Source organism: Enterobacter cloacae complex sp. ECNIH7 (assembly GCF_002208095.1).
Taxonomy (GTDB): domain Bacteria; phylum Pseudomonadota; class Gammaproteobacteria; order Enterobacterales; family Enterobacteriaceae; genus Enterobacter; species Enterobacter cloacae_M.
The window spans coordinates 1,893,540-1,917,352 of sequence record NZ_CP017990.1 but is presented as its reverse complement, the minus strand read 5'-3'; the positions used below and the strand labels follow the sequence as shown (position 1 = coordinate 1,917,352).

Sequence of the window (23,813 nt, the reverse complement as noted above, 5' to 3'; positions counted from 1 at the left end):
TAAAAACCGTGGAGCTGATTAATGCTTAACCGAACAGGCACTAAAGCTGAAAATCTGCTTGACCGTGTTAGCGCAACTCCCTATAGTAGCGCCCCGTTGCCCCCCAAGCGGTCAGGCAGCAAAACAATATGGTGAGGTGTCCGAGTGGCTGAAGGAGCACGCCTGGAAAGTGTGTATACGGCAACGTATCGGGGGTTCGAATCCCCCCCTCACCGCCATATTTAAAGAAGAGCTCGCATGAAAATGCGGGCTTTTTTTTCGCATATTGCATGCCTGCGGGGGGATGAGAACCCCCGACCGGGGTTCGACAACTGGCGACAGCCAGTTGGACAGACTGAGAGCGCAGCGAACAGGCTGCCCGTAGGGCGAGCGAAGCGAGTCAATCCCCCCCGGTACGGACTGAGCCGCCTCACAAAAAAAAGCCCGAACTAATGCCCGGGCTTTTTTATTCGATTACTCAGCTATTCAACTTTGCTGCAGGCTGCTTTCTTTCAAGCGATGAAACCTGTTCAGGCTGAACACCATCCTCATCCTTACGCCCATCAAGCCAGTAATCCGCATTTTTAATTCCCAGCCGAACCGGGTCAAACTGTGGATCCAGCCCCTGCGCATTCTGGATTTCATAATCCTTAAGGCTGGCAAACGCTTTTTTATGCAACAGAACAATGGCAATAATGTTGAGCCACGCCATCAGCCCTACCCCGATATCCCCCAGTCCCCATGCCAGATCCGCGGTGCGAACCGTGCCATATACCGTGGAGGCCATCAGACATAGCTTGAGCAGGAATGTCAGCCATGGACGGTGAATTTTACGGTTAATGAAGGCGATATTAGTTTCGGCAATATAGTAGTAGGCAATAATCGTCGTGAAGGCAAAGAAGAACAGCGCAATGGCAACAAAGTAATTACCAAAGCCTGGCATCATACTTTCCATCGCCGTCTGCACATAGCCAGGACCCGCGGCCACGCCAGCAATCCCGGTATAAAGCGCTGCACCGTCGACGCCCTGGACGTTATACAGCCCGGTGATCAGCAGCATAAACCCGGTCGCGGAGCAGACAAACAGCGTGTCGATGTAGACCGAGAACGCCTGAACCAGCCCCTGCTTCACCGGATGGCTTACTGCCGCCGCAGAGGATGCATGCGGCCCGGTCCCCTGCGCGGCCTCGTTGGAATAGACGCCGCGCTTAACGCCCCACATGATGGCCTGCCCCAGGATGGCACCGAAACCTGCTTCAAGGCCGAACGCACTTTTCCAGATCAGCAGAATAACCGAAGGGAGCTGGTTAATATTAATAGCGATAATCACGCAGGCGACAATAATATACCCCAGCGCCATAAATGGAACGACCATGCTGCTAAAGCTGGCGATCCTTTTCACACCGCCGAATATAATAAAACTTAACAGCACCGCAAGTAATGCCGCCGTAACGTTCGGACTCAGACCAAAAGCAATATCCAGGCTCGCCCCAATCGAGTTTGCCTGCACGCCCGGAAGTAATAATCCGCAGGAGAAAATAGTCACAATAGCAAATAACCATGCGTACCACTTAACGCCTAAACCTTTTTCAATATAAAAGGCAGGACCGCCGCGATATTCGCCGTTAATTTTTTCTTTATAAACTTGTCCCAGGGTGGATTCGACAAATGCGGAGCTGGCACCTAAAAAAGCGACTATCCACATCCAGAAAAGCGCGCCCGGACCGCCAAAGGTAATTGCCGTGGCCACACCGGCGATATTCCCTGTCCCCACGCGGCCTGCCAGCGTCATCGTCAGCGCCTGAAACGACGATACGCCTGCATCGGTAGGACGCCCCTGGAACATCAGGGTAATCATATGTTTGATATGCCGTAATTGCAGGAAGCGACTACGCAGCGAGAAATAGAGGCCGACACCCAGACATAAAAATATTAACGCAGGGCTCCAGATTACACCATTAATAGCACCAACCAGTTCGTTCATGTATGACCCTCAGCGTGATGTTTCAGGGAAAAGGCTCCCCTGTTGTGTTTCTTCTTAGAATTTTGTTCGAACAAGTACGAAACATAGATAACTCACCTGAAGACACCAACTTAATTTTTACTTCGTAGTAATGTTCTGTGACCACATTCACGTTTAATTTTTAACTAACAATTAGCGCGCTCATTATATTCACAGGTATTTTGTGGGTATTATCACTTCATATCACACTTCTGTAAAAAAGAATAAAAACACCCACCCACTTAATAATCGAAATTATTAATTCAGCAATTCGGTGTTTAAATAAGGGGAGTTTCTGTGGAGTATAAACGACGCTTCCCGGCATTACGCCGGGAAGACATTACAGGAAAGAGGTAAAGCGATAATGCTTTACCTTTAGTCGGAATAGACCTGCAGCGTGCGCTGACAGAGCGCTGAACGCACGCAGTCCTCTTTGGTGAAGCGTACCACCCCAATCATCTCATCTTCCTCAAAACGTGACATGGCGTCGCTCAGCCCGGATTTCACGCCGGATGGCAGGTCACACTGGGTAATATCGCCGTTAACGATAACCGTCACGTTCTCCCCGAGGCGCGTTAAAAACATCTTCATTTGCGCAGCGGTCACGTTCTGAGCCTCGTCAAGAATGACGACCGCATTTTCAAATGTACGTCCGCGCATATAGGCGAACGGCGCGATTTCCACCTTGCCAATCTCTGGTCGCAGGCAGTACTGCATAAAGGATGCACCCAGTCGCTTCACCAGCACGTCATAGACGGGCCTGAAGTACGGAGCAAACTTCTCCGAAATATCTCCGGGCAGGAAGCCGAGATCTTCATCAGCCTGCAGTACAGGACGGGTAACAATAATGCGCTCCACGTCCTTATGAATCAGCGCCTCCGCCGCTTTGGCTGCACTAATCCAGGTTTTCCCGCATCCGGCTTCACCGGTTGCAAAGATGAGCTGTTTACTCTCGATAGCATTCAGGTAGTGCGCCTGAGCCTCATTGCGCGCCACAATTGGAGAATTATCACGGCTGTCTCGGGCCATGCCAATTGCTTCTACGCCACTCATCTGCACAAGCGAGGTGACCGATTCTTCTTCACGCTGTTTATGGCTACGTGAATCCCGTCTCAGCACACGTTTTGCTTCGCGACGAGCTTTGATCACTGCTTTTTGTCTTCCCATGGATAGCACCTTGAGTTGTTGGTATTCATCACACGCGCCAGCTTCGGCACGATTATGCGCACGAACATCAGAGGGTTGGCTTCCTTGTAAGCCATTGCTTGCTTTATCGGATAACGATACGGAACAGCTACGCGCACCGTTCTGCACGTCGGTCGAATCAGATTCTTGAGGAAGGGGGGAGAATTTAGTGGTGAGGAAATCGCTGCCGGAGTCTGAGCCTCCGCGCCGGGTGCTGCGGTTGTTATGTTTACCTTGTCCAGTACAGGACGCAACCATTCGCGATCTCCATAGTGATTCAGCATCACTGCCGGGAACTACCGCTGTCTTATCTTAAGTACATCAGGAGTTATCATAAATGCAACATTTATTTTACCTGAATGCAACTTTTAGGACTGTCCCTACAGGTGAAATCAGTCTCATATAGAAATATTACAGAAATATAACAGGAGGATAGTCATATGAAAAAATAATGTCCCCGCGAACGGTTGCGGGGACAATTATCAGGCTTCAATAAGACCTTGAGCGAGGTACGCGTTCCGATCGCGCACGCCCGGCAGGGCAAAGAAATAGCCGCCGCCGATAGGCTTAATGTACTCTTCCAGCGCTTCGCCGTTGAGCCGCTTCTGCACGGTCAGGAAGCCTTTTTCCAGATCGTGCTGATAGCAGACGAACAGCAGGCCCATATCAAGCTGGCCGGCGTTGGTCACGCCGAGCGAATAGCTGTAGCCACGACGCATCATCAGGCTGGACTGCGTCTCTTTGGTGCGCGGATTAGCCAGACGAATGTGGCTGTCCAGCGCGATGGTATCGCCATTGGGATCGCTGGCGTAGTCGGGCACGTCATGCTCGTTCTTCATGCCGAGCGGCGCGCCGCTTTGCTTATCGCGACCAAAGATCGTCTGCTGTTCTTTCAGCGGCGTGCGGTCCCAGAACTCCACGTGGAACTGGATAATCCGTACCGCCTGATAGCTGCCGCCCACCGCCCACGCCGGTTCGCCCCGATCCGCCGTCACCCATACCACGTCTTTCATCAACGCCGCATCGCTGCTGTCCGGGTTGGCCGTACCATCCTTAAAGCCCAGCAGGTTCACCGGCGTCTCTTTCCCTTTACTGCGGGCGGCGTGGTCCGAGATAAACCCTTCCCGCTTCCAGCGCACGCTCAGCAGATCCGGCGTGTGCTTGATGATATCGCGCAGGGCGTGGATCACCGTGTCCTGGGTATTGGCACAAATTTGCAGGAGCAGGTCGCCATGACACAGCGCCGCGTCCAGGGAGTCGTTCGGGAAACGCGTCATTTTCTGCAGCGCTTTCGGCTTCTGTTTTGCCAGCCCATAGCGGGCATCAAACAGCGACTCGCCGAGCGAAACGGTAATGGTCAGGTTATCCGGGGCGATAAACGGCCCCAGAATGCCGGAGTCCATTGGCGGCAGACGCGGGTTCGGCGTATCGGGTGCCGGTCCGCCCGCGGTGAGAAACGCGATGCGCGTCGTCAGCAGGCGGAACAGGCGCTCCAGATCGGCTTTATCGCTGGCCAGCGAATCAAAGGCCACCAGCATCATGGACGCCTGCTGCGGCGTCAGGATGCCCGACTGATGCTCGCCATAAAACGGCTGCGTCTCCATGCGGGCATTGGGTGACAGCGTGCCGGGCGCGCTTTGCGGTTTCGCCGCATGCGCTACCGGACAGCCGCCGGCCAGAGCAAGAGCGCCCCCCAGCGCCCCTACTCCTTTCAATAATCGACGACGTGAAGGCTCAACCACATCGTTCTCGCTATGCTTATTCATCGTGCTTAGTCCAGACCCAGTACGCCGCGCAGCAGAGAGAGATCTTCCGCCAGGGCGGTAATCGGGCCTTTCAGCGCGTTACGGTCGGCATCGGTCAGCTTGTCGTAGGTTTCAAACCCGTCTTTCGTCCGGTACTTCGCCAGAATGGTGTCGACTTTTTTGAAGTTGGCATCCACTTTGGCCAGCAGTTCGCCGTTCTCTTTCTGCAGCTGAGGACGCAGCAGGTTAACAATTTTCTGCGCGCCGTCGACGTTGGCCTGGAAGTCCCACAGATCGGTATGGCTGTAGCGATCTTCTTCGCCGCTGATTTTGCTCGCGGCCACTTCTTCAATCAGGCCGGCCGCGCCGCCCACCACTTTTGACGGCGGGAAGGCCAGCTCGCTGATGCGCTTTTGCAGCTCCAGCACGTCGCCGTTCAGCTGCTCGGCGTATTTTTCCATCCCTTTGGTAGAGTTGTCGCCAAACAGGGCTTTTTCCAGACGGTGGAAACCGGTGAATTTCGGATCGGCGGCTTTCTGCTCGTAATCATCTTCGCGGGCATCAATGCTGCCATCAAGGTCAGAGAACAGTTCGGCAATCGGCTCGATGCGCTCGTAGTGCTGACGGGTTGGCGCATAGAGGGATTTCGCTTTTTCGATGTCACCGGCCTTCACCGCATCGGTAAAGGCTTTGGTTGCCGCCGCCAGGTCCGCCGTCTCTTTCGTGACATAGGCTTTATACGCCGTAATCGCGTCGCCCAGGCTCAGCACCGCAGCGCCTTTCGCCGCATCGGCCGTCGCTTCACCTTTGACGATCAGCTTCCCTTTAGGGTTGGTCAGCAGACCGCAGGTCATCTCATACTCGCCCGGCTGCAGGTTGGCGGTCATCTTCTGGCTGAAGCCAGGGGCGATGTTTTCGCGCTCCTCCACCACCAGAACCCCTTTCAGGATCTCCCACTCCAGCGCCTTCTGGCTGTGGTTCTGAATAATGAACTGGGTTTTGCCGCTGTTCACCGTGAGGGTCATCGGCTCACACTGCTTATCATTGACGGTGACTTTAACCTGAGGAACATCCGCGCCCCAGGCGGAGAATGCAGAAGCGAACAGCGCGGCAATGCCTGCGCATAACGCACTACGACGGAACTGAATTGCCATGACTCTTCCCTTTATAAGTATGTTGTAACTAAATCAAAGATTACGGCGCAACGCGCGACGCCTGCGTGCCGGTACGCGGCGGCATTGCGAACAGCACCAGCGCCGGAACCAGATAGATAAAGTACATCGCCACTTCGCTGACGCTCGGCGTTTCCTGATAGCCGAAGATACCTTCGAGCAGGGTGCCGGTCAGAGAATGGGTGGAGAGAACGTTGCTGAGATCGAACGCCACGTCCTGGAAGTGGTTCCACAGGCCCGCTTCATGGAAGGCGCGAATCGCCCCTGCCGCCAGCCCTGCCGCCACCAGCAGAATAAACAGGCTGGTCCACTTGAAGAAGGCGCCCAGGTTCAGGCGGATACCGCCCCAGTAGAGCAGGAAACCGAGCACCACGGCCGTGGCGAGGCCCATCACGGCACCCAGCGGCGGCCAGATCCCCACATCCTGCTGAAACGCCGCCAGCAGGAAGAAAACAGACTCCAGGCCTTCACGCGCGACGGCGAAAAAGACCATCATAATGAGCGCCCAGCCGTGGTTATTGCCCTTTTGCAGCGCGTTATCCACCGCCTGCTCCAGCTGCACCTTCACGTTGCGCGAGACTTTACGCATCCAGAACACCATCCAGGTAAGGATCACCACCGCAATTACGGCGACGATCCCCTCAAACAGCTCCTGCTCTTTCTGCGGGAACTCCCCGGTGGTTTCGTTGATGAGGATACCGAGGCCCAGACAGAGCGCCGCGGCAAGGAATACCCCGACCCACATGACGCCAATCCAGCGTCCGCGCTGGGTTCGCTTCAGATAACTGGCGATGAGGCTCACGATGAGGGCAGCTTCGAGCCCTTCACGTAACATAATGAGAAATGGAACAAACATGCCGACACCTTAAATGTTTATCGCGGTCAACTGATGCAAAGAAAGGTAAATTCTTGTGATAGTGATTATCATTACGGCGAAAAGAAACACAAGCGAAATGTGTGGTGTTTTGATGACGAGTTGTAAACGCAAAGCCTGTTAATAGTTGCCGACGTTACCGTTAAGTTTATAAGTTATAATAAAATTGCCCATTTACGGTTAACCAGCGCTGTGGCTAAATATCCTTCTCAAAAACCAACTGAAAATAAACCATGTTTAAGATTGTCCATTTCCTGCTGGCGCTGGTGATTATTCTTGCGCTCGCCTGGCTGGTGAGTTTCGACCGCCGAAAAATTCGCATTCGTTATGTTTTACAGCTTATTGTCATTGAGATTGCCCTGGCGTTCTTTTTCCTGTACGCCGAAAGCGGGTTATTCCTGATTAAATACGTCTCGGGATTTTTTGAGTCACTGCTTAAATTTGCCGGTGAAGGGACCAATTTCGTCTTTGGCGGAATGGGGGAAAAAGGGCTGGCGTTCATTTTCCTCGGCGTGCTTTGCCCAATTATTTTTATTTCCGCGCTGATTGGTATTCTTCAGCACTGGCGGATCCTGCCGATTTTTATTCGGGTAATCGGCACGCTGCTGTCAAAACTGAACGGTATGGGCAAGCTGGAATCCTTTAACGCGGTGAGCTCGCTGATCCTCGGCCAGTCGGAAAACTTCATTGCCTACAAAGGCGTGCTGGGCGATCTCTCCTCTCGCCGTCTCTTCACCATGGCGGCCACAGCCATGTCGACGGTCTCCCTGTCGATTGTCGGCGCCTATATGACCATGCTCGACGCCAAATTTGTCGTCGCGGCGCTGATTCTGAACATGTTCAGCACCTTTATTATTCTCTCCGTTATAAACCCGGCGCGCCCGGAAGCGGAGCCGGATATCAAGCTGGAAAAACTGCATGAATCGCAGAGCTTCTTCGAAATGCTCGGCGAGTATATTCTGGCCGGTTTTAAGGTGGCGATGATTATTCTGGCCATGCTGATTGGCTTTATCGCGCTTATTAGCGCCGTTAACGCCCTCTTCTCCAGCGTATTTGGCATGAGCTTCCAGCAGATTTTGGGCTATGTGTTTTATCCGCTGGCATGGCTTATTGGTATTCCGCTGAGCGATGCCTTAAACGCGGGCAGTATTATGGCGACCAAGCTGGTGGCGAATGAATTTGTGGCGATGATTGAGCTGCAAAAAATCTCGCATCAGATGTCCCCTCGCGGGCTGGGCATCTTATCCGTCTTCCTGGTGTCCTTCGCGAACTTCGCGTCCATCGGCATTGTGGCGGGGGCGATTAAGGGCCTGAACGAGCAGCAGGGGAACGTGGTGTCGCGGTTTGGTCTGCGTCTGGTGTACGGCGCGACGCTGGTGAGCCTGCTGTCGGCGAGCTTTGCGGGGTTGGTGTTGTAAGTGTTTTTGCCCGGCGGCGCTTCGCTTGCACGGGCCTACGATACAGCAACGGCGGGATTTCCCGCCGTTTTTATTAGAACTGCACGCACACCGGCTGGTCGACGCGCATCACCGACTCCTGCGCGAAGCGTGATTTATAAATCCCGCGCAACGCTTCGATGTTCTTCTCGCTCAGCGCATCTTTACCGTGGATCAGCATTAATGCTTTGCTGGGTTCGCGCGCCACTTTCCCGTCGTTCCCCAGCCACTGCCCGCGCGCGTCAAACACCGTTAAGCCATCGCGGAAACGCGGCGTCACGTCCTGGTCAACAAACTGCTGCCACTCGTTGCTGGTGATCTGCGCCCCGGCAGGACGATTTAAGCCGAAATAGAGCGTGGTTTGCTGCATCTGGTTATCCGCTTTGCAGGTCTCTACCGCCGCCTGCTGCGATGGCGTCGTGCAGCCAGCAAGCATCAATAATGCTGCTGCCATTACCCCTGTTTTGATTGTCATGCTTCGCTATCCTCATTGTTATAAGCACATGGATATCACAGGAAATGACGGATTTTGGCAAGAAAAAAGCCGGGTGCGCTTGCGCTCACCCGGCCTGCATTGTGCAGCGAGAATAATTATTCTGCCTGGAGCTTAGACGGCGGCGCAGTGTGGTAATGCGCGTCGGCTTCAGCAAAGCGTTTCTGCATGGAGGCAGACGGGGCTTTACCCAGCAGGCTGAACACCACGATGCCGATGCTGCCGAAGATGAAGCCCGGAATGATTTCGTACAGGCCCAGCCATGCGAACTGTTTCCAGACGATAACGGTCACCGCACCAATGATCATCCCCGCCAGCGCGCCGTTACGGGTCATACGTGACCACATGACGGAGAACAGCACTACCGGACCAAACGCCGCACCGAAGCCCGCCCACGCGTAGCTCACGAGGCCCAGCACGCGGTTTTCCGGGTTGGCCGCCAGCGCGATGGCAATCAGCGCCACCAGCAGCACCATAAAGCGTCCTACCCACACCAGCTCTTTCTGGCTCGCGTTTTTACGCAGAAAGGCTTTGTAAAGGTCTTCGGTGATCGCACTGGAGCAGACCAGCAGCTGGCAGCTCAGGGTAGACATCACCGCCGCCAGGATTGCGGAGAGCAGAATACCGGCAATCCACGGGTTAAACAGAATTTGCGCCAGCTCGATGAACACGCGCTCGGCGTTCTGGTTGACCGCGCCCGCCTGCGCCGGGTTGTTGTTGAAGTACGCGATGCCGAAGAAGCCGACCGCACACGCGCCTGCCAGACATAGGATCATCCACGTCATACTGATGCGACGGGCATGAACGATGGTGTGGTGAGAATCCGCCGCCATAAAGCGCGCCAGAATGTGCGGCTGACCGAAGTAGCCCAGACCCCAGCCCATCAGGGAGACGATGGCCACGAAGTTCAGCCCTTTCAGCATGTCGACGTTTTCGATGCTCTTCTGCTTGATCACTTCCAGCGATTCGCCAAAGCCGCCAACGGTGAAAATCACAATCACCGGGGTCAGGATCAGGGCGAAGATCATCAGGCTCGCCTGCACGGTGTCGGTCCAGCTTACCGCCAGGAACCCGCCCACGAAGGTATAGAGGATGGTCGCCGCCGCACCGGCCCACAGGGCGGTTTCGTAGCTCATGCCGAAGGTACTTTCGAACAGACGCGCGCCGGCCACGATGCCGGAGGCGCAGTAGATGGTGAAGAACAGCAGGATAACCACCGCGGAGATAATGCGCAGGATGCGGCTGTTATCTTCGAAGCGTCCGGTGAAGTAATCCGGCAGCGTCAGGGCGTTGTTGTTGGCCTCGGTATGCACGCGCAGACGGCCTGCTACCAGCTTCCAGTTGATCCACGCGCCGAGGGTCAGGCCGATGGCGATCCAGCTTTCAGAGATACCGGAGATGAAAATCGCGCCGGGCAGCCCCATCAGCAGCCAGCCGCTCATGTCGGATGCGCCCGCAGAGAGTGCGGTCACCATCGGGCCTAAACTGCGTCCGCCCAGAATGTAGTCGTCAAAGTTCTTTGTAGAACGCCACGCCAAAAACCCTATCAGGATCATGCCAAAAATATAAACGAGAAATGTCACCAGCATCGGTGTGCTAATAGCCATTCAAATTCTCCAAAATGTCGAGCGACAACCATCCGGGCTGCCTTGTTATATGATCACCGGAACGAGGTGAATGTATCTTGTGTTTCGGTTGGGCGCGCTATCCTGCCGTATGCGCCTTCCGCTGACAAACGATTTAACACTGCATTTACATCAATTTCATCCCCGGTTTGATACGAGTTTCCTATAGGTTGCACTCGCTCACGCTTTTACGGGTTGCACCTTTGAAAAGTGTTAACTACCGCATAAAACCAGGCCTCGCGCACAAAAGCCAGCGCGTTTTCCCAGCTAACCATTCGTTAACAATCCATTCATTTTCCGGGTTGCAAACCAGGTCACATTTAACACGGTTGCACAAAGTTGCAACATAGGGGATATTTCACGCTATCTACAGAACGCTATTACAGAACAACAGGAGCTTTGGCATGGGTATGACCACCATGGGGGTTAAGCTGGATGACGCAACCCGCGAACGGATTAAGACCGCAGCAACCCGCATTGACCGCACGCCGCACTGGTTAATTAAGCAGGCGATTTTTAACTATCTCGAAAGACTCGAGAGCGATGAGGGCCTGCCGGAGCTGCCTGCCCTGCTGGCCGGCGCGGCGAATGAAAGCGAAGAAGCCCCGGCCGCTGGCGACGAGAACCATCAGCCGTTCCTTGAATTTGCCGAGCAGATCCTGCCGCAGTCCGTCAGCCGTGCCGCCATTACCGGCGCCTGGCGCCGTGCCGAAACCGACGCCGTGCCGATGCTGCTGGAGCAGGCCCGCCTGCCGGAAGCCATTGCCGCACAGGCGCACAGCCTGGCGTATCAGTTAGCCGACAAGCTGCGCAACCAGAAAACCGCCACCGGCCGCGCCGGGATGGTTCAGGGTCTGCTGCAGGAGTTTTCCCTCTCCTCTCAGGAAGGCGTGGCGCTGATGTGCCTCGCGGAAGCGCTGCTGCGTATTCCGGATAAAGCCACCCGCGACGCACTGATCCGCGACAAGATCAGCAACGGCAACTGGCATTCCCATATTGGCCGTAGCCCGTCGCTGTTCGTCAACGCCGCGACCTGGGGCCTGCTGTTTACCGGCAAACTGGTCTCCACCCATAACGAAGCCAACCTCTCCCGCTCCCTGAACCGCATCATCGGCAAGAGCGGCGAGCCGCTGATCCGCAAAGGCGTGGACATGGCGATGCGTCTGATGGGCGAGCAGTTCGTGACCGGGGAAACCATTGCCGAAGCGCTGGCGAACGCCCGCAAGCTGGAAGATAAAGGTTTCCGCTACTCGTACGACATGCTGGGCGAGGCGGCCCTGACCGCCGCCGACGCGCAGGCCTACATGGTCTCTTACCAGCAGGCGATCCACGCCATCGGTAAAGCGTCCAACGGTCGCGGTATTTATGAAGGCCCGGGCATCTCTATCAAGCTCTCTGCCCTGCACCCGCGCTACAGCCGCGCGCAGTACGACCGGGTGATGGAAGAACTCTACCCGCGCCTGAAATCCCTGACCCTGCTGGCGCGCCAGTATGACATCGGCATTAACATCGACGCCGAAGAGGCCGACCGTCTGGAGATCTCCCTCGATCTGCTGGAAAAACTGTGCTTCGAGCCGGAGCTGGCAGGCTGGAACGGCATCGGCTTCGTTATCCAGGCCTACCAGAAGCGCTGCCCGTTCGTCATTGATTACCTGATTGACCTGGCCAGCCGCAGCCGCCGTCGCCTGATGATCCGTCTGGTGAAAGGCGCCTACTGGGACAGCGAAATCAAACGCGCCCAGATGGAAGGGCTGGAAGGCTATCCGGTCTATACCCGCAAGGTATACACCGACGTCTCTTACCTCGCCTGTGCGAAAAAGCTGCTCGGCGTGCCGAACCTGATCTATCCGCAGTTCGCTACCCACAACGCCCACACCCTGGCGGCGATCTACAGCCTGGCAGGGCAAAACTACTATCCGGGCCAGTACGAGTTCCAGTGCCTGCACGGCATGGGTGAACCGCTGTACGAGCAGGTCACCGGTAAAGTGGCGGACGGCAAGCTGAACCGCCCATGCCGAATCTATGCTCCGGTGGGAACGCACGAAACCCTGCTGGCGTACCTGGTGCGTCGTCTGCTGGAAAACGGCGCGAACACCTCCTTCGTTAACCGCATCGCCGACACCACCCTGCCGCTCGACGAGCTGGTGGCCGACCCGGTGCAGGCCGTTGAGAAGATGGCGGCGCAGGAAGGCCAGGTTGGCCTGCCGCATCCGAAGATTGCCCTGCCGCGCGAGCTGTACGGCAAAGGCCGCGTCAACTCGGCGGGTCTGGATCTCGCCAACGAACACCGTCTGGCGTCCCTCTCCTCTGCCCTGCTCAACAGCGCGCTGCAGAAGTGGCAGGCCAAACCGATGCTGGAGCAGCCCGTTGCAGACGGCGAAATGCACCCGGTGATCAACCCGGCCGAGCCGAAGGATATCGTCGGCTACGCGCGTGAAGCGACCGAAGCGGAAGTGGATCAGGCGCTGGACAGCGCGGTGAACAACGCCCCTATCTGGTTTGCCACGCCGCCGCAGGAGCGCGCCGCGATTCTGGAGCGTGCAGCGGTGCTGATGGAAGATCAGATGCAGTCGCTCATCGGCATTCTGGTGCGCGAGGCGGGTAAAACCTTCAGCAACGCGATTGCCGAAGTGCGCGAGGCCGTCGACTTCCTGCACTACTACGCCGGTCAGGTGCGCGATGATTTCGATAACGAAACCCACCGTCCGCTCGGCCCGGTAGTCTGTATCAGCCCGTGGAACTTCCCGCTGGCGATCTTCACCGGCCAGATTGCCGCCGCGCTGGCCGCAGGCAACAGCGTGCTGGCAAAACCGGCAGAGCAGACCCCGCTGATTGCCGCGCAGGGCATCAACATTCTTCTGGAAGCCGGCGTGCCGGCGGGCGTGGTTCAGCTGCTGCCGGGCCGTGGTGAAACGGTCGGTGCCAAACTGACCTCCGACAACCGCGTGCGCGGCGTGATGTTTACCGGTTCGACCGAAGTGGCGTCGCTGCTGCAGCGCAACATTGCCACCCGTCTGGATGCGCAGGGCCGTCCTACGCCGCTCATCGCGGAAACCGGCGGGATGAACGCCATGATCGTTGACTCCTCCGCGCTCACCGAGCAGGTGGTGGTCGACGTGCTGGCCTCCGCGTTCGACAGCGCCGGTCAGCGCTGCTCCGCCCTGCGCGTGCTGTGCCTGCAGGACGACGTGGCGGACCACACGCTGAAGATGCTGCGCGGCGCGATGGCGGAATGCCGCATGGGCAACCCGGGCCGTCTCACCACCGACATCGGGCCGGTGATCGACGCTGAAGCCAAAGCCAACATCGAAAACCACATTCAGACCATGCGCGCGAAAGGGCGTCCGGTGTTCCAGGCGGTGCGCGAGAACAGCGAAGATGCCCGCGAATGGCGGACCGGCACCTTTGTGCCGCCAACGCTGATTGAGCTGGCAAGCTTCGACGAGCTGAAAAAAGAGGTCTTCGGCCCGGTGCTGCACGTGGTGCGCTACAACCGTAACAACCTGAACGAGCTGGTTGAGCAGATCAACGCCTCCGGCTATGGCCTGACGCTCGGCGTGCATACCCGTATCGACGAGACTATCGCGCAGGTGACCGGCAGCGCCAAAGTGGGCAACCTGTACGTCAACCGCAACATGGTCGGAGCGGTCGTGGGCGTGCAGCCGTTCGGCGGCGAAGGCCTTTCCGGCACCGGTCCGAAAGCGGGCGGTCCGCTCTACCTGTACCGTCTGCTGGCGAACCGTCCGGAGAACGCCCTGGGCGTCACCCTGGCACGCCAGGATGCGGACTATCCGGTGGATGCGCAGCTGAAAACCGTGCTGACCCAGCCGCTGGAGGCGCTGATCGCCTGGGCGGAAAAACGCCCTGAACTGCGTGCCGTCGCGAAGCAGTACGGCGAGCTGGCGCAGGCGGGCACGCAGCGTCTGCTGCCGGGTCCAACCGGCGAGCGCAACACCTGGACGCTGATGCCGCGCGAGCGCGTGCTGTGCGTGGCCGATAACGAGCAGGACGCGCTGGTGCAGCTGGCCGCCGCCATGGCAACCGGCTGTGAAGTGCTGTGGCCGGAAGATGCCCTGCATCGCGATCTCGCCAAACAGCTGCCGAAGGCGGTCTCGGCCCGCATTCGCTTCGCGAAAGCCGATAACCTGCTAACCCAGCCGTTTGATGCGGTGATCTACCACGGTGATTCCGATCAGCTGCGTGAACTCTGCGAACAGGTTGCGGCCCGCAGCGGTGCCATCGTTTCCGTGCAGGGCTTTGCGCGCGGGGAAACCAACCTGCTGCTGGAGCGTCTGTACGTGGAGCGCTCGCTCAGCGTCAACACGGCGGCGGCAGGCGGTAACGCCAGCCTGATGACAATAGGCTAACGCTGTGCTAATAAGGCTCCGGAGACGGAGCCTTATTTTATTGGGGAGTATATGAAACGATATCTTATCGCCAGTGCAGCACTGCTAATGAGCGCCAGCGCGCTGGCCGACGAGTGCGACAAAGCGACCACCCAGCTTGAGCTGAATACCTGTAGCGCGCAGCAGTACCAGGCTGCCGATAAAAAGCTCAACCAGACCTATCAGGCCGCCGTTAAGCGTGCGGCAGCGCCCCAGCGAGACCTGCTGAAAAAAGCGCAGCAGGCGTGGATTACCCTGCGCGATGCGGACTGCGCGTTTATCGGTTCGGGGACGGAAGGCGGGAGCGTCCAGCCAATGATTGTTAACCAGTGCCTGGCGGAAAAAACCGTGGAGCGCGAAGCGTTTCTGGCCTCGCTGATGCAGTGTGAAGAGGGCGACTTAAGCTGCCCTCTCCCGCCGGGAAACTAGCGCAGGCGGATCCCTTCAATAATCATCCGCTGCACGTTTTCCAGGGTGCTGTGGAAAAACGCCTCGTCCTGGAGCGTTTTGCCGGTCACCGCCTCAACCTGGGCCGCAAAGTCAGCGTAATGCTGGGTGGAGGCCCAAATCATAAAGATCAGATGATGCGGGTCGACCGGGGCCAGCTTTCCGCTGGCGACCCATCCGGCAATAATGGCCGACTTATCGTCCACCAGCTGTTTTAAATCTCCGGTTAATTCCGCCTGCAGCAGCGGCGCGCCCTGCAGCATCTCAAGACAAAACAGTCGCGACGCCTGCGGGTAATCGCGCGACACCTCCAGCTTCAGGCGAATATACTCTTTGATCGCCACCAGCGGGGCCAGCTCTGCGCGGAACGCTTTGAGGGGCGCCAGCCAGATATCGAGGATCTGCTGCATCACCGCCACATAGAGCGCCTCTTTCGACGGGTAGTAGTAAAGCAGATTGGTTTTGGATACGCCGGACTGCTCCGCCACCTGCTCCAGGCGCGTGCCGTGAATACCAAACTGCGAAAAAGTCTCCAGCGCCGCGCTGAGGATCGCCTGCTTCTTGGCGCTCACCGCCTGCGAACGTTTACCTGGTGTTTTCACTGCGCCTTGTGTCATTCCCGCTCTCCTTATTCTGCGTTGCCCTCAGCATAGCAAAACCCCCGTCTCGCCACGACATCCTGCACTCCGATCGCGCATGAATGCCTGTTTTCTGTGCAATGTTTTTGACCAGTTAGTCCACATTTGGCCGCATCAATCCACCAACTTCTAATTAACACATTAATAACACAGTCATTTTCAAAACTGGCACTGCCTTTGCAAAAACACCGTTACACCTGCGACGTAATGAAGAGAGGTTCGTGATGAAAATTGGCGTATTTGTACCCATCGGCAACAACGGCTGGCTTATCTCGACCACTGCACCGCAATACATGCCGACCTTTGAGCTCAATAAAGCTATCGTGCAGAAAGCGGAACACTACCATTTCGACTTTGCGCTTTCGATGATCAAGCTGCGCGGCTTTGGCGGCAAAACCGAATTCTGGGACCACAACCTGGAGTCCTTTACCCTGATGGCCGGGCTGGCCGCGGTCACCTCGCGGATCCAAATCTACGCCACCGCCGCCACCCTCACCCTGCCCCCGGCAATCGTCGCGCGCATGGCCTCCACCATCGACTCGATCTCCGGCGGGCGCTTTGGCGTCAACCTGGTCACCGGCTGGCAAAAACCGGAGTACGAGCAGATGGGGCTCTGGCCGGGTGACGACTACTTCTCGCGTCGCTACGACTACCTGACCGAATACGTGCAGGTGCTGCGCGACCTGTGGGGGACCGGCAAAAGCGATTTCAAGGGCGATTTCTTCACCATGAACGACTGCCGCGTCAGCCCGCAGCCGTCGGTGCCGATGAAGGTGATTTGCGCCGGACAAAGCGACGCGGGGATGGAATTTTCCGCCAAATACGCCGACTTCAACTTCTGCTTCGGTAAAGGGGTGAATACGCCTGCCGCCTTCGCCCCGACCGCCGCGCGGATGAAAGAGGCCGCCGATAAAACCGGGCGCGACGTGGGCTCCTACGTGCTGTTTATGGTCATTGCCGACGAAACCGACGACGCCGCGCGCGCCAAATGGGAGCGCTATAAGGATGGTGCCGACGAGGAGGCCCTGAGCTGGCTGACCGAGCAGAGCCAGAAGGATACCCGCTCCGGGGCAGATACCAACGTTCGCCAGATGGCCGATCCGACCTCCGCCGTCAATATCAACATGGGCACCCTGGTCGGCTCGTACGCCAGCGTCGCCAGAATGCTGGACGAAGTGGCGGCCGTGCCCGGTGCGGAAGGCGTTCTGCTGACCTTCGACGATTTCCTCACCGGCGTGGAGACCTTCGGCGAGCGCATCCAGCCGCTGATGCAGTGCCGCGCCCACATCCCCGCCGTCACGAAGGAGGTGGCGTAATGACGACCCTTAACGCACGCCCGGAAGCTATTACCTTCGCGCCCCAGCAGAGCGCGCTGATCGTGGTGGACATGCAAAACGCCTACGCCAGCCAGGGCGGCTATCTGGATCTGGCGGGGTTCGACGTCTCCGCCACCCGACCGGTGATTGAGAACATTAAAACCGCCGTCGCCGCCGCGCGCGCCGCGGGCATGCTCATCATCTGGTTCCAGAACGGCTGGGATGACCAGTACGTCGAGGCCGGCGGCCCCGGCTCGCCCAACTTCCACAAGTCGAACGCCCTGAAAACCATGCGTAAACGGCCAGAACTGCAGGGCAAGCTGCTGGCGAAAGGCGGCTGGGACTATCAGCTGGTGGATGAACTGGTACCGCAGGCGGGCGATATTGTCCTGCCCAAACCGCGCTACAGCGGCTTTTTCAACACGCCGCTCGACAGCCTGCTGCGCAGCCGGGGCATTCGCCATCTGATATTCACCGGGATCGCCACCAACGTCTGCGTGGAGTCGACCCTGCGCGACGGCTTTTTCCTCGAGTATTTTGGCGTGGTGCTGGAAGACGCGACCCACCAGGCCGGGCCGGAATTCGCCCAGAAGGCGGCCCTGTTCAATATCGAAACCTTTTTTGGCTGGGTCAGTAACGTTGCAGATTTCTGCGACGCCCTGAATCCCCCGCTTGCCCGTATCGCCTGAGGAGACACCTGATGCCAAAATCCGTGATTATTCCGCCGGGCACCAGCACGCCGATTGCCCCTTTTGTCCCCGGCACACTCGCCGACGGCGTGGTGTATGTCTCCGGCACGCTGCCGTTTGATAAAGACAACAACGTGGTGTTTATCAACGACCCAAAGGCGCAAACCCGCCACGTGCTGGAGACGATCAAAACCGTGATCGAAACGGCGGGTGGCACGATGGAGGATGTGACCTTCAACAGCATCTTTATCACCGACTGGAAAAACTACGCCGCGATTAACGAGATTTACGCCGAGTTCTTCCCCGGCGATAAACCGGCGCGGTTCTGCATTCAGTGCGGGCTGGTGAAGCCAGAGGCGCTGGTTGAAATCGCCACCGTTGCGCACATCGCGAAGTGAGGCAGGTATGAAACTTTCCGTCTCGCCGCCCCCGTATGAAGGCGCGCCCGTGGTGGTCTTTATTTCCGGTCTCGGCGGCAGCGGCAGCTACTGGCTGCCCCAGCTGGCCGCGCTGGAGCCGGAGTATCAGGTGGTGTGCTATGACCAGCTCGGAACGGGCAATAACCCCGCCACCCTGCCGGAAGACTACAGCCTTGGGCAGATGGCGGACGAGCTGGCCCGGGCGCTGGCGGATGCCGGGATTGAACGCTACAGCGTCGTGGGTCACGCGCTGGGGGCGCTGGTCGGCCTGCAGCTGGCCCTCGACAGACCCGACGCTCTCGCCGCGCTGGTGTGCGTCAACGGCTGGTTAACCCTCAACGCCCACACCCGCCGCTGCTTTCAGATCCGCGAGCGGCTGCTGCATTACGGCGGCGCCCAGGCGTGGGTCGAGGCGCAGCCGCTGTTTCTTTACCCGGCGGACTGGATGGCCGCCCGCGCCCCCCGTCTTGAGGCCGAAGAAGCGCTGGCGCTGGCCCATTTCCAGGGCAAAACTAACCTGCTGCACAGGCTTAGCGCCCTGAAAAAGGCCGACTTCAGCCGCCATGCGGCGCGCATTCGCTGCCCGGTACAGATCATCTGCTCCGCCGACGACATGCTGGTGCCCGCGGTTTGCTCGTCTGAACTGCAGGCGGCGATCCCGCACAGCCACAGCGCGGTGATGCGCCAGGGCGGGCATGCCTGCAACGTCACCGAGCCGGATACCTTCAACACCCTGCTGCTGAACGGGCTTGCCAGCCTGCTGCACAGCCCGGAACCCGCTTTATAAGGAGCTTTAATGAGCGAAGCCATTACCCCCGCCGCGCTGGAAACGCTGTTCACCGGCGCCCGCACCCATAACGGCTGGCAGAATATGCCCGTCAGCGACGAAACGCTGCGCGAAATCTACAACCTGATGAAATGGGGGCCAACGTCCGCCAACTGCTCCCCGGCGCGCATTGTGTTTGTGCGAAGCGCGGAGGGAAAAGAGAAGCTGCGCCCGGCGCTCTCCAGCGGCAACCTTGAGAAAACGCTCACGGCTCCGGTCACGGCGATTGTGGCCTGGGACAGCGAGTTTTATGAGCGCCTGCCTGAACTGTTCCCGCATGGCGATGCCAGAAGCTGGTTTACCGCAAGCCCCGCGCTGGCGGAAGAGACCGCCTTTCGCAACAGCTCGCTGCAGGCTGCATACCTGATCTTCGCCTGTCGCGCGCTGGGGCTGGACACCGGCCCGATGTCGGGCTTTGACCGTCAAAAGGTCGACGGGGCCTTTTTCACCGGCACGACGCTTAAAAGCAATCTGCTAATCAACATTGGCTACGGCGACCCGGGCAAACTTTACGGGCGCCTGCCGCGCCTGGACTTCGACGATGCCTGCGGGCTGGCGTAAGGAGCGATGATGACAACACCGGATAAACAAACCTTTCGCGACGCCATGGCCTGCGTTGGCGCGGCGGTCAACATCATCACCACCGACGGCCCGGCGGGGATGGCAGGCTTCACCGCCAGCGCGGTGTGCAGCGTAACGGATTCACCGCCCACCCTGCTGGTGTGCCTGAACCGCGGCGCGTCCGTCTGGCCAACGTTTAGCGAAAACCGCACCCTGTGCGTGAATACCCTGAGCGCCGGACAGGAGCCGCTTTCCAATCTGTTTGGCGGAAAAACGCCGATGGAGGAACGCTTTGCCGCCGCCCGCTGGCAGACGGGCGACACGGGCTGCCCGCGTCTGGAAGACGCGCTGGCCTCGTTTGACTGCCGCATCAGCCAGGTGGTGAGCGTCGGTACGCATGACATCCTCTTTTGCGACATTGTTTCAATCGTTCGCCACCCCGCGCCGCAAGGGCTGGTGTGGTTTGACCGCGGCTACCACGCGCTTATGCGACCCGCCTGCTAACCCGCCTTAAGGAGACAGACCATGTTCGGATTTCCCCACTGGCAGTTGAAATCGACCTCCACAGAAGCAGGCGTGGTCGCGCCGGATGAACGTCTCCCGCTCGGGCAGACGATGGTGATGGGCGTCCAGCACGCGGTCGCCATGTTTGGCGCCACGGTGCTGATGCCGATGCTGATGGGACTCGATCCCAACCTGTCTATTCTGATGTCGGGTATCGGTACCCTGCTGTTCTTTTTCGTCACCGGCGGGCGCGTGCCCAGCTATCTCGGCTCCAGCGCCGCCTTTGTGGGCGTCGTCATCGCCACCACCGGGTTTAACGGCCAGGGGATCAACCCTAACCTGAGCGTGGCCCTCGGCGGCATCATCGCCTGCGGTCTGGTCTACACCCTGATTGGTCTGGTGGTGATGAAAATCGGCACGCGCTGGATCGAGCGAATGATGCCTCCCGTCGTGACGGGCGCCGTGGTGATGGCGATAGGCCTCAACCTCGCGCCAATTGCGGTCAGGAGCGTCTCCGCCTCGCCGTTTGAAAGCTGGATGGCGGTGATCACGGTTCTGTGCATCGGCCTGGTGGCGGTGTTCACGCGCGGCATGATTCAGCGGCTGCTGATTCTGGTTGGGCTGATTGTTGCCTGTCTGGTGTATGCCCTGCTGTCCAACGTTTTCGGCCTGGGCAAGCCGGTTGACTTTACGCTGCTCCACCAGGCCGCCTGGTTCGGCCTGCCGAAGGTGACCTCGCCCACCTTTAACACCCAGGCGATGATGCTTATCGCACCGGTAGCGGTGATCCTGGTGGCGGAGAACTTAGGTCACCTGAAGGCGGTTGCGGGGATGACCGGGCGCAGCATGGATCCGTACATGGGCCGCGCGTTCGTCGGTGACGGGCTGGCAACTATGCTTTCGGGCTCTGTCGGCGGCAGCGGCGTCACCACCTATGCCGAGAATATCGGCGTAATGGCGGTGACCAAAGTCTACTCAACGCTGGTCTTTGTTGCGGCGGCGGTGATGGCGATGCTGCTCGGCTTTTCGCCGAAGTTCGGCGCGCTGATCCACACCATTCCGTCCCCGGTCATCGGCGGGGCATCGATTGTGGTGTTTGGGCTGATCGCCGTAGCCGGCGCGCGCATCTGGGTGCAGCATCGGGTCGATCTCAGCCAGAACGGCAACCTGATTATGGTGGCGGTCACGCTGGTGCTGGGCGCGGGCGATTTTGCCCTGACGCTGGGCGGCTTTACGATTGGCGGGATTGGCACGGCGACCTTCGGCGCGATCCTGCTTAACGCCCTGCTGAGCCGCCGGATGGCCGCCGCGCCGCAGGGTGCCGTCGTGCATCAGGATTCGTGAAATCACCATGTCGGGTGACGGCCAGGCCTTACCCGACATGTACATTCCTTCAGAACAACAGGTAGTAAAGCAATCACTCTTGCTCAAACAGCCGTTCGATAGATTTTGTAGGGAAGAACAAAGAATGGCTGTTTTCACCTGTCAGCGGGATAAAGCCCTGCTTCAGATAAAATCGTTTTGCCCGCTCGTTAAAGGCATCAACAAATATTCCGTGTACCCCCACAGCCTGTGAAGCCAGGTAGACAACGCGCATAGCATGCGCAACGAGCGTTGTTCCCCACTCGTTTCCCTGTAGTGTTTTATCTACAGCCAGACGTCCCAGCGTCACGCTGGGTACGTTGATATAAGGGATCCGGCGCTGCTGAGTCTTAGAAGGAAGCATCGCTCTTTCAAAACAGCTTCCCGATAACGTGTAATAACCCAGGACACGCGGACGATCGCGCTCTTTAAGCAGGTAGGCTCGTAAAATACGCCCATTGTGCTGACGCACCAGATGTTCAGCAAGGAAGGCATTTAGCGAGGGTTCGCCACAATCAAAATCCTCGAAGTCATAATCGGTTCCCTCTGATAACATTTCGATCGTGAGATTCTCCACGGCGCTTCACTCCATGTTTCGAAGCCGTTTTGCTGCTCGTTTCAGGCGTTCATTTGGCTCAGGCGGATTGTCGATGGCATCCATCACCGCAGTCCATGATGCTTCGTTTAATACGAGACGACGGTGCTGCTCAATGACCTCTGCAGCACGCTCTGACGCACTGTTCACCATAAACTGGGTGATCGTTTGGTTCGTCATCGCCGCCGCTTCTTCAATCATTGTTTTGTCTTCGTCCGTTAAGCGAAGATCGATACGCTGTTTTTTAAGTGCTGGCATGGTTTACATCACCGTGTACGGTATTTATCCGTACACATCGTAAATAAGTCTGTCCATTTTTTCAATCTAAACCTTCTTTTGCAGTCAAATCCCTGACCTCACCCCGACGCTTTCTGAGCTTTAACTCACTTACCAGCACCCCGGCGACAATAAATGCCGCGCCCACCAGCGCCAGTAGCGGCAAGCGCTCGCCAGCAATGCGTCCGAAAATCCCCGCCCAGACCGGTTCGCCGGTATAAATCACCGTCGCGCGGGTTGGCGATACGCTGCGCTGCGCCCAGTTCATGGTGACCTGAATAATGGCGCTGAAGATACCCAGCCCCAGTGCGACCACCACCAGGCCGGTGGACATCGGCGGCACGGATTCCCCTGCCGGAACCATCGTCGCAAACGCCACCAGCGACGCCGTGGCGAGCTGCACCACCGTCACCCGTTTGACGTCGACCTTGCCCGCCCAGGCGCTAATCAGAATAATTTCCGCCGCAATGGCAATCGCCCCAATCAGGGTGATGATTTCGCCCGGCCCCAGCGCAAGCAGGTTGTTTTCCGGCCCGGCCAGCAAAATCAGGCCGATAAACGCCAGCACGATGCCAATACAGGACATCAGCCCCGGCAGCCGCCCCAGGCACAGCCACTGCAGTAGCGGCACCAACGGCACATACATGGCGGTGATAAACGCGGATTTACTGCTGGAGATGGTCTGCAATCCCCACGTCTGCAGGCTGTAGCCCATCGCTATCGCCACCCCAATCGCCACGCCGGCCTTAAGTTCTTTCAGCGTCAGTCCCCGCAGCGTTTTAAGCGAAATTAGCCAGACGGCAAGCGCCGCCGTCGCAAAGCGCAGGCCAACAAAAAAGAACGGATCGCTGAGGGTCACCGCGTACTGAACGGCCAGAAACGTCCCGCCCCAGAACATGGTGATGAGAATGAGGATGGCTTCCTGCGGTTTAACGGAGAATTTGAAGCGTGAGACAGACATGCGGCACTCGCGGTTAAGATCAATTCTCTAGTGTGCGTTGCCTTTGGTTACAGTTCAATGTTGCAGAAATAAAAAAACCGCCGGGAGATCCCGGCGGCAGGGGTTCAACCCGGCGTGTTACTTACTGCTGCCGTGGCTGTTTTTACCCCCTTTCTTGCCAGCTTCAGATGCGCGTTGCGGGTCATTCTTGAAGTTGCCCCCGCTATGCTGGCCACCTTTACGGCCTGCTTCTGATGCTCTTTCACGGTCTTCTGCGAAATTACCTGAACCACCACGATGGTTTGCCATCTCTAACCTCCAGAATGTGAAACATTAGACATCAT

Annotated in this window: 22 protein-coding genes and 1 tRNA gene; 11 read left to right on the top strand and 12 right to left on the bottom strand. The window is 57.9% G+C overall.

What is annotated here, in order from left to right; all coding sequences use genetic code 11:
* Window positions 1–130: 130 nt before the first annotated feature.
* Window positions 131–218 (top strand) — tRNA-Ser (locus WM95_RS09455).
* A 239-nt stretch (window positions 219–457) separates the two neighbouring features.
* On the opposite strand, the gene WM95_RS09450 is transcribed toward WM95_RS09455, so the two are convergent.
* The 5 genes from WM95_RS09450 to efeU form a co-directional block, all read right to left on the bottom strand.
* Entirely contained in the window at window positions 458–1,963 is a 1,506-nt protein-coding gene (locus WM95_RS09450; protein WP_045354582.1) for an alanine/glycine:cation symporter family protein, read from the bottom strand.
* Window positions 1,964–2,356: 393 nt separating this feature from the next.
* The gene (gene phoH, locus WM95_RS09445) at window positions 2,357–3,148 is read right to left on the bottom strand and encodes a phosphate starvation-inducible protein PhoH (RefSeq protein ID WP_029740192.1); all 792 of its coding nucleotides are present in this window, start codon (window positions 3,146–3,148) and stop codon (window positions 2,357–2,359) included.
* 500 nt (window positions 3,149–3,648) lie between these two features.
* Entirely contained in the window at window positions 3,649–4,932 is a 1,284-nt protein-coding gene (efeB, locus tag WM95_RS09440; RefSeq protein ID WP_063407981.1) for an iron uptake transporter deferrochelatase/peroxidase subunit, read from the bottom strand.
* Window positions 4,933–4,937: 5 nt separating this feature from the next.
* On the bottom strand, window positions 4,938–6,065 hold the full coding sequence (efeO, locus tag WM95_RS09435; RefSeq protein WP_045354579.1) for an iron uptake system protein EfeO: 1,128 nt from the start codon (window positions 6,063–6,065) through the stop codon (window positions 4,938–4,940).
* 40 nt (window positions 6,066–6,105) lie between these two features.
* The gene (efeU, locus tag WM95_RS09430) at window positions 6,106–6,939 is read right to left on the bottom strand and encodes an iron uptake transporter permease EfeU (RefSeq protein ID WP_045401808.1); all 834 of its coding nucleotides are present in this window, start codon (window positions 6,937–6,939) and stop codon (window positions 6,106–6,108) included.
* Window positions 6,940–7,190: 251 nt separating this feature from the next.
* On the opposite strand from efeU, the gene WM95_RS09420 reads away from it, so the two are divergent.
* Entirely contained in the window at window positions 7,191–8,375 is a 1,185-nt protein-coding gene (locus tag WM95_RS09420; protein WP_063407982.1) for a NupC/NupG family nucleoside CNT transporter, read from the top strand.
* A gap of 73 nt (window positions 8,376–8,448) precedes the next feature.
* Here WM95_RS09420 and WM95_RS09415 read toward each other — a convergent pair whose 3' ends face one another.
* Window positions 8,449–8,868 carry a DUF3574 domain-containing protein gene (locus tag WM95_RS09415; RefSeq protein ID WP_047742239.1) on the bottom strand — a complete coding sequence of 140 codons (420 nt, stop codon included), beginning with the start codon at window positions 8,866–8,868 and terminating at the stop codon, window positions 8,449–8,451.
* A gap of 116 nt (window positions 8,869–8,984) precedes the next feature.
* Window positions 8,985–10,493, bottom strand: a complete 1,509-nt coding sequence (putP, locus tag WM95_RS09410; protein ID WP_045888457.1) for a sodium/proline symporter PutP — start codon at window positions 10,491–10,493, stop codon at window positions 8,985–8,987.
* A 422-nt stretch (window positions 10,494–10,915) separates the two neighbouring features.
* Between putP and putA the strand changes: the two genes are divergently transcribed.
* Together putA and WM95_RS09400 are read left to right on the top strand one after the other, a co-directional pair.
* Window positions 10,916–14,878 carry a trifunctional transcriptional regulator/proline dehydrogenase/L-glutamate gamma-semialdehyde dehydrogenase gene (gene putA, locus WM95_RS09405; RefSeq protein WP_063407983.1) on the top strand — a complete coding sequence of 1,321 codons (3,963 nt, stop codon included), beginning with the start codon at window positions 10,916–10,918 and terminating at the stop codon, window positions 14,876–14,878.
* A gap of 51 nt (window positions 14,879–14,929) precedes the next feature.
* Window positions 14,930–15,325, top strand: a complete 396-nt coding sequence (locus tag WM95_RS09400; RefSeq protein ID WP_029742088.1) for a lysozyme inhibitor LprI family protein — start codon at window positions 14,930–14,932, stop codon at window positions 15,323–15,325.
* Here WM95_RS09400 and rutR read toward each other — a convergent pair.
* Complete coding sequence (gene rutR, locus WM95_RS09395; RefSeq protein WP_023311087.1) at window positions 15,322–15,960, bottom strand: HTH-type transcriptional regulator RutR; 639 nt, start codon at window positions 15,958–15,960, stop codon at window positions 15,322–15,324. The two genes, WM95_RS09400 and rutR, sit on opposite strands and share 4 nt — an antisense overlap.
* Before the next feature lie 245 nt (window positions 15,961–16,205).
* On the opposite strand from rutR, the gene rutA reads away from it, so the two are divergent.
* Genes rutA through rutG form a run of 7 tightly spaced genes read left to right on the top strand, consistent with a single transcriptional unit; the run spans window position 16,206 to window position 21,640 of the window.
* Window positions 16,206–17,297: a pyrimidine utilization protein A gene (gene rutA, locus WM95_RS09390; RefSeq protein ID WP_023617762.1), complete on the top strand. Its 1,092-nt coding sequence runs from the start codon at window positions 16,206–16,208 to the stop codon at window positions 17,295–17,297.
* Window positions 17,297–17,986 (top strand): pyrimidine utilization protein B, encoded by a 690-nt coding sequence (gene rutB, locus WM95_RS09385; protein ID WP_023311085.1) that lies wholly within the window; start codon window positions 17,297–17,299, stop codon window positions 17,984–17,986. The genes rutA and rutB overlap by 1 nt, the downstream gene beginning before the upstream one ends.
* An 11-nt stretch (window positions 17,987–17,997) precedes the next feature.
* The gene (gene rutC, locus WM95_RS09380; protein ID WP_010429508.1) at window positions 17,998–18,384 is read left to right on the top strand and encodes a pyrimidine utilization protein C; all 387 of its coding nucleotides are present in this window, start codon (window positions 17,998–18,000) and stop codon (window positions 18,382–18,384) included.
* 7 nt (window positions 18,385–18,391) lie between these two features.
* Window positions 18,392–19,192 (top strand): pyrimidine utilization protein D, encoded by an 801-nt coding sequence (rutD, locus tag WM95_RS09375; protein ID WP_063407984.1) that lies wholly within the window; start codon window positions 18,392–18,394, stop codon window positions 19,190–19,192.
* A gap of 9 nt (window positions 19,193–19,201) precedes the next feature.
* Window positions 19,202–19,792 carry a malonic semialdehyde reductase gene (locus tag WM95_RS09370; protein WP_063407985.1) on the top strand — a complete coding sequence of 197 codons (591 nt, stop codon included), beginning with the start codon at window positions 19,202–19,204 and terminating at the stop codon, window positions 19,790–19,792.
* Window positions 19,793–19,801: 9 nt separating this feature from the next.
* The gene (gene rutF, locus WM95_RS09365; RefSeq protein ID WP_063407986.1) at window positions 19,802–20,296 is read left to right on the top strand and encodes an NADH-dependent FMN reductase RutF; all 495 of its coding nucleotides are present in this window, start codon (window positions 19,802–19,804) and stop codon (window positions 20,294–20,296) included.
* A gap of 21 nt (window positions 20,297–20,317) precedes the next feature.
* Window positions 20,318–21,640, top strand: a complete 1,323-nt coding sequence (gene rutG / locus WM95_RS09360) for a pyrimidine utilization transport protein G (protein WP_063407987.1) — start codon at window positions 20,318–20,320, stop codon at window positions 21,638–21,640.
* A 73-nt stretch (window positions 21,641–21,713) separates the two neighbouring features.
* Here the strand turns inward: rutG and WM95_RS09355 are convergent, their stop codons facing one another.
* From WM95_RS09355 to WM95_RS09340, 4 genes are all read right to left on the bottom strand, one after another.
* The gene (locus WM95_RS09355; RefSeq protein ID WP_176600596.1) at window positions 21,714–22,214 is read right to left on the bottom strand and encodes a GNAT family N-acetyltransferase; all 501 of its coding nucleotides are present in this window, start codon (window positions 22,212–22,214) and stop codon (window positions 21,714–21,716) included.
* A gap of 27 nt (window positions 22,215–22,241) precedes the next feature.
* Window positions 22,242–22,511, bottom strand: a complete 270-nt coding sequence (locus WM95_RS09350; RefSeq protein ID WP_023311079.1) for a type II toxin-antitoxin system TacA family antitoxin — start codon at window positions 22,509–22,511, stop codon at window positions 22,242–22,244.
* Window positions 22,512–22,572: 61 nt separating this feature from the next.
* Window positions 22,573–23,490, bottom strand: coding sequence for a DMT family transporter (locus WM95_RS09345; RefSeq protein ID WP_063407989.1), 918 nt, complete (start codon window positions 23,488–23,490; stop codon window positions 22,573–22,575).
* Window positions 23,491–23,607: 117 nt separating this feature from the next.
* A complete protein-coding gene (locus tag WM95_RS09340; protein ID WP_023311077.1) occupies window positions 23,608–23,778 on the bottom strand; it encodes a general stress protein in 171 nt (56 codons plus the stop codon).
* Window positions 23,779–23,813: the final 35 nt, after the last annotated feature.

Bases quoted from the DNA above. Each gene is read 5' to 3' on its own strand.
- efeU (WP_045401808.1), bottom strand. From the start codon at position 6,939: ATGTTTGTTCCATTTCTCATTATGTTACGTGAAGGGCTCGAAGCTGCC.
- WM95_RS09370 (WP_063407985.1), top strand. From the start codon at position 19,202: ATGAGCGAAGCCATTACCCCCGCCGCGCTGGAAACGCTGTTCACCGGC.
- WM95_RS09355 (WP_176600596.1), bottom strand. From the start codon at position 22,214: ATGTTATCAGAGGGAACCGATTATGACTTCGAGGATTTTGATTGTGGC.
- WM95_RS09450 (WP_045354582.1), bottom strand. From the start codon at position 1,963: ATGAACGAACTGGTTGGTGCTATTAATGGTGTAATCTGGAGCCCTGCG.
- rutC (WP_010429508.1), top strand. From the start codon at position 17,998: ATGCCAAAATCCGTGATTATTCCGCCGGGCACCAGCACGCCGATTGCC.
- rutD (WP_063407984.1), top strand. From the start codon at position 18,392: ATGAAACTTTCCGTCTCGCCGCCCCCGTATGAAGGCGCGCCCGTGGTG.
- putA (WP_063407983.1), top strand. From the start codon at position 10,916: ATGGGTATGACCACCATGGGGGTTAAGCTGGATGACGCAACCCGCGAA.
- rutR (WP_023311087.1), bottom strand. From the start codon at position 15,960: ATGACACAAGGCGCAGTGAAAACACCAGGTAAACGTTCGCAGGCGGTG.
- efeO (WP_045354579.1), bottom strand. From the start codon at position 6,065: ATGGCAATTCAGTTCCGTCGTAGTGCGTTATGCGCAGGCATTGCCGCG.
- WM95_RS09350 (WP_023311079.1), bottom strand. From the start codon at position 22,511: ATGCCAGCACTTAAAAAACAGCGTATCGATCTTCGCTTAACGGACGAA.
- phoH (WP_029740192.1), bottom strand. From the start codon at position 3,148: ATGGGAAGACAAAAAGCAGTGATCAAAGCTCGTCGCGAAGCAAAACGT.
- rutG (WP_063407987.1), top strand. From the start codon at position 20,318: ATGTTCGGATTTCCCCACTGGCAGTTGAAATCGACCTCCACAGAAGCA.
- rutA (WP_023617762.1), top strand. From the start codon at position 16,206: ATGAAAATTGGCGTATTTGTACCCATCGGCAACAACGGCTGGCTTATC.
- rutB (WP_023311085.1), top strand. From the start codon at position 17,297: ATGACGACCCTTAACGCACGCCCGGAAGCTATTACCTTCGCGCCCCAG.
- WM95_RS09420 (WP_063407982.1), top strand. From the start codon at position 7,191: ATGTTTAAGATTGTCCATTTCCTGCTGGCGCTGGTGATTATTCTTGCG.
- WM95_RS09400 (WP_029742088.1), top strand. From the start codon at position 14,930: ATGAAACGATATCTTATCGCCAGTGCAGCACTGCTAATGAGCGCCAGC.
- efeB (WP_063407981.1), bottom strand. From the start codon at position 4,932: ATGAATAAGCATAGCGAGAACGATGTGGTTGAGCCTTCACGTCGTCGA.
- WM95_RS09340 (WP_023311077.1), bottom strand. From the start codon at position 23,778: ATGGCAAACCATCGTGGTGGTTCAGGTAATTTCGCAGAAGACCGTGAA.
- WM95_RS09345 (WP_063407989.1), bottom strand. From the start codon at position 23,490: ATGTCTGTCTCACGCTTCAAATTCTCCGTTAAACCGCAGGAAGCCATC.
- putP (WP_045888457.1), bottom strand. From the start codon at position 10,493: ATGGCTATTAGCACACCGATGCTGGTGACATTTCTCGTTTATATTTTT.
- rutF (WP_063407986.1), top strand. From the start codon at position 19,802: ATGACAACACCGGATAAACAAACCTTTCGCGACGCCATGGCCTGCGTT.
- WM95_RS09415 (WP_047742239.1), bottom strand. From the start codon at position 8,868: ATGACAATCAAAACAGGGGTAATGGCAGCAGCATTATTGATGCTTGCT.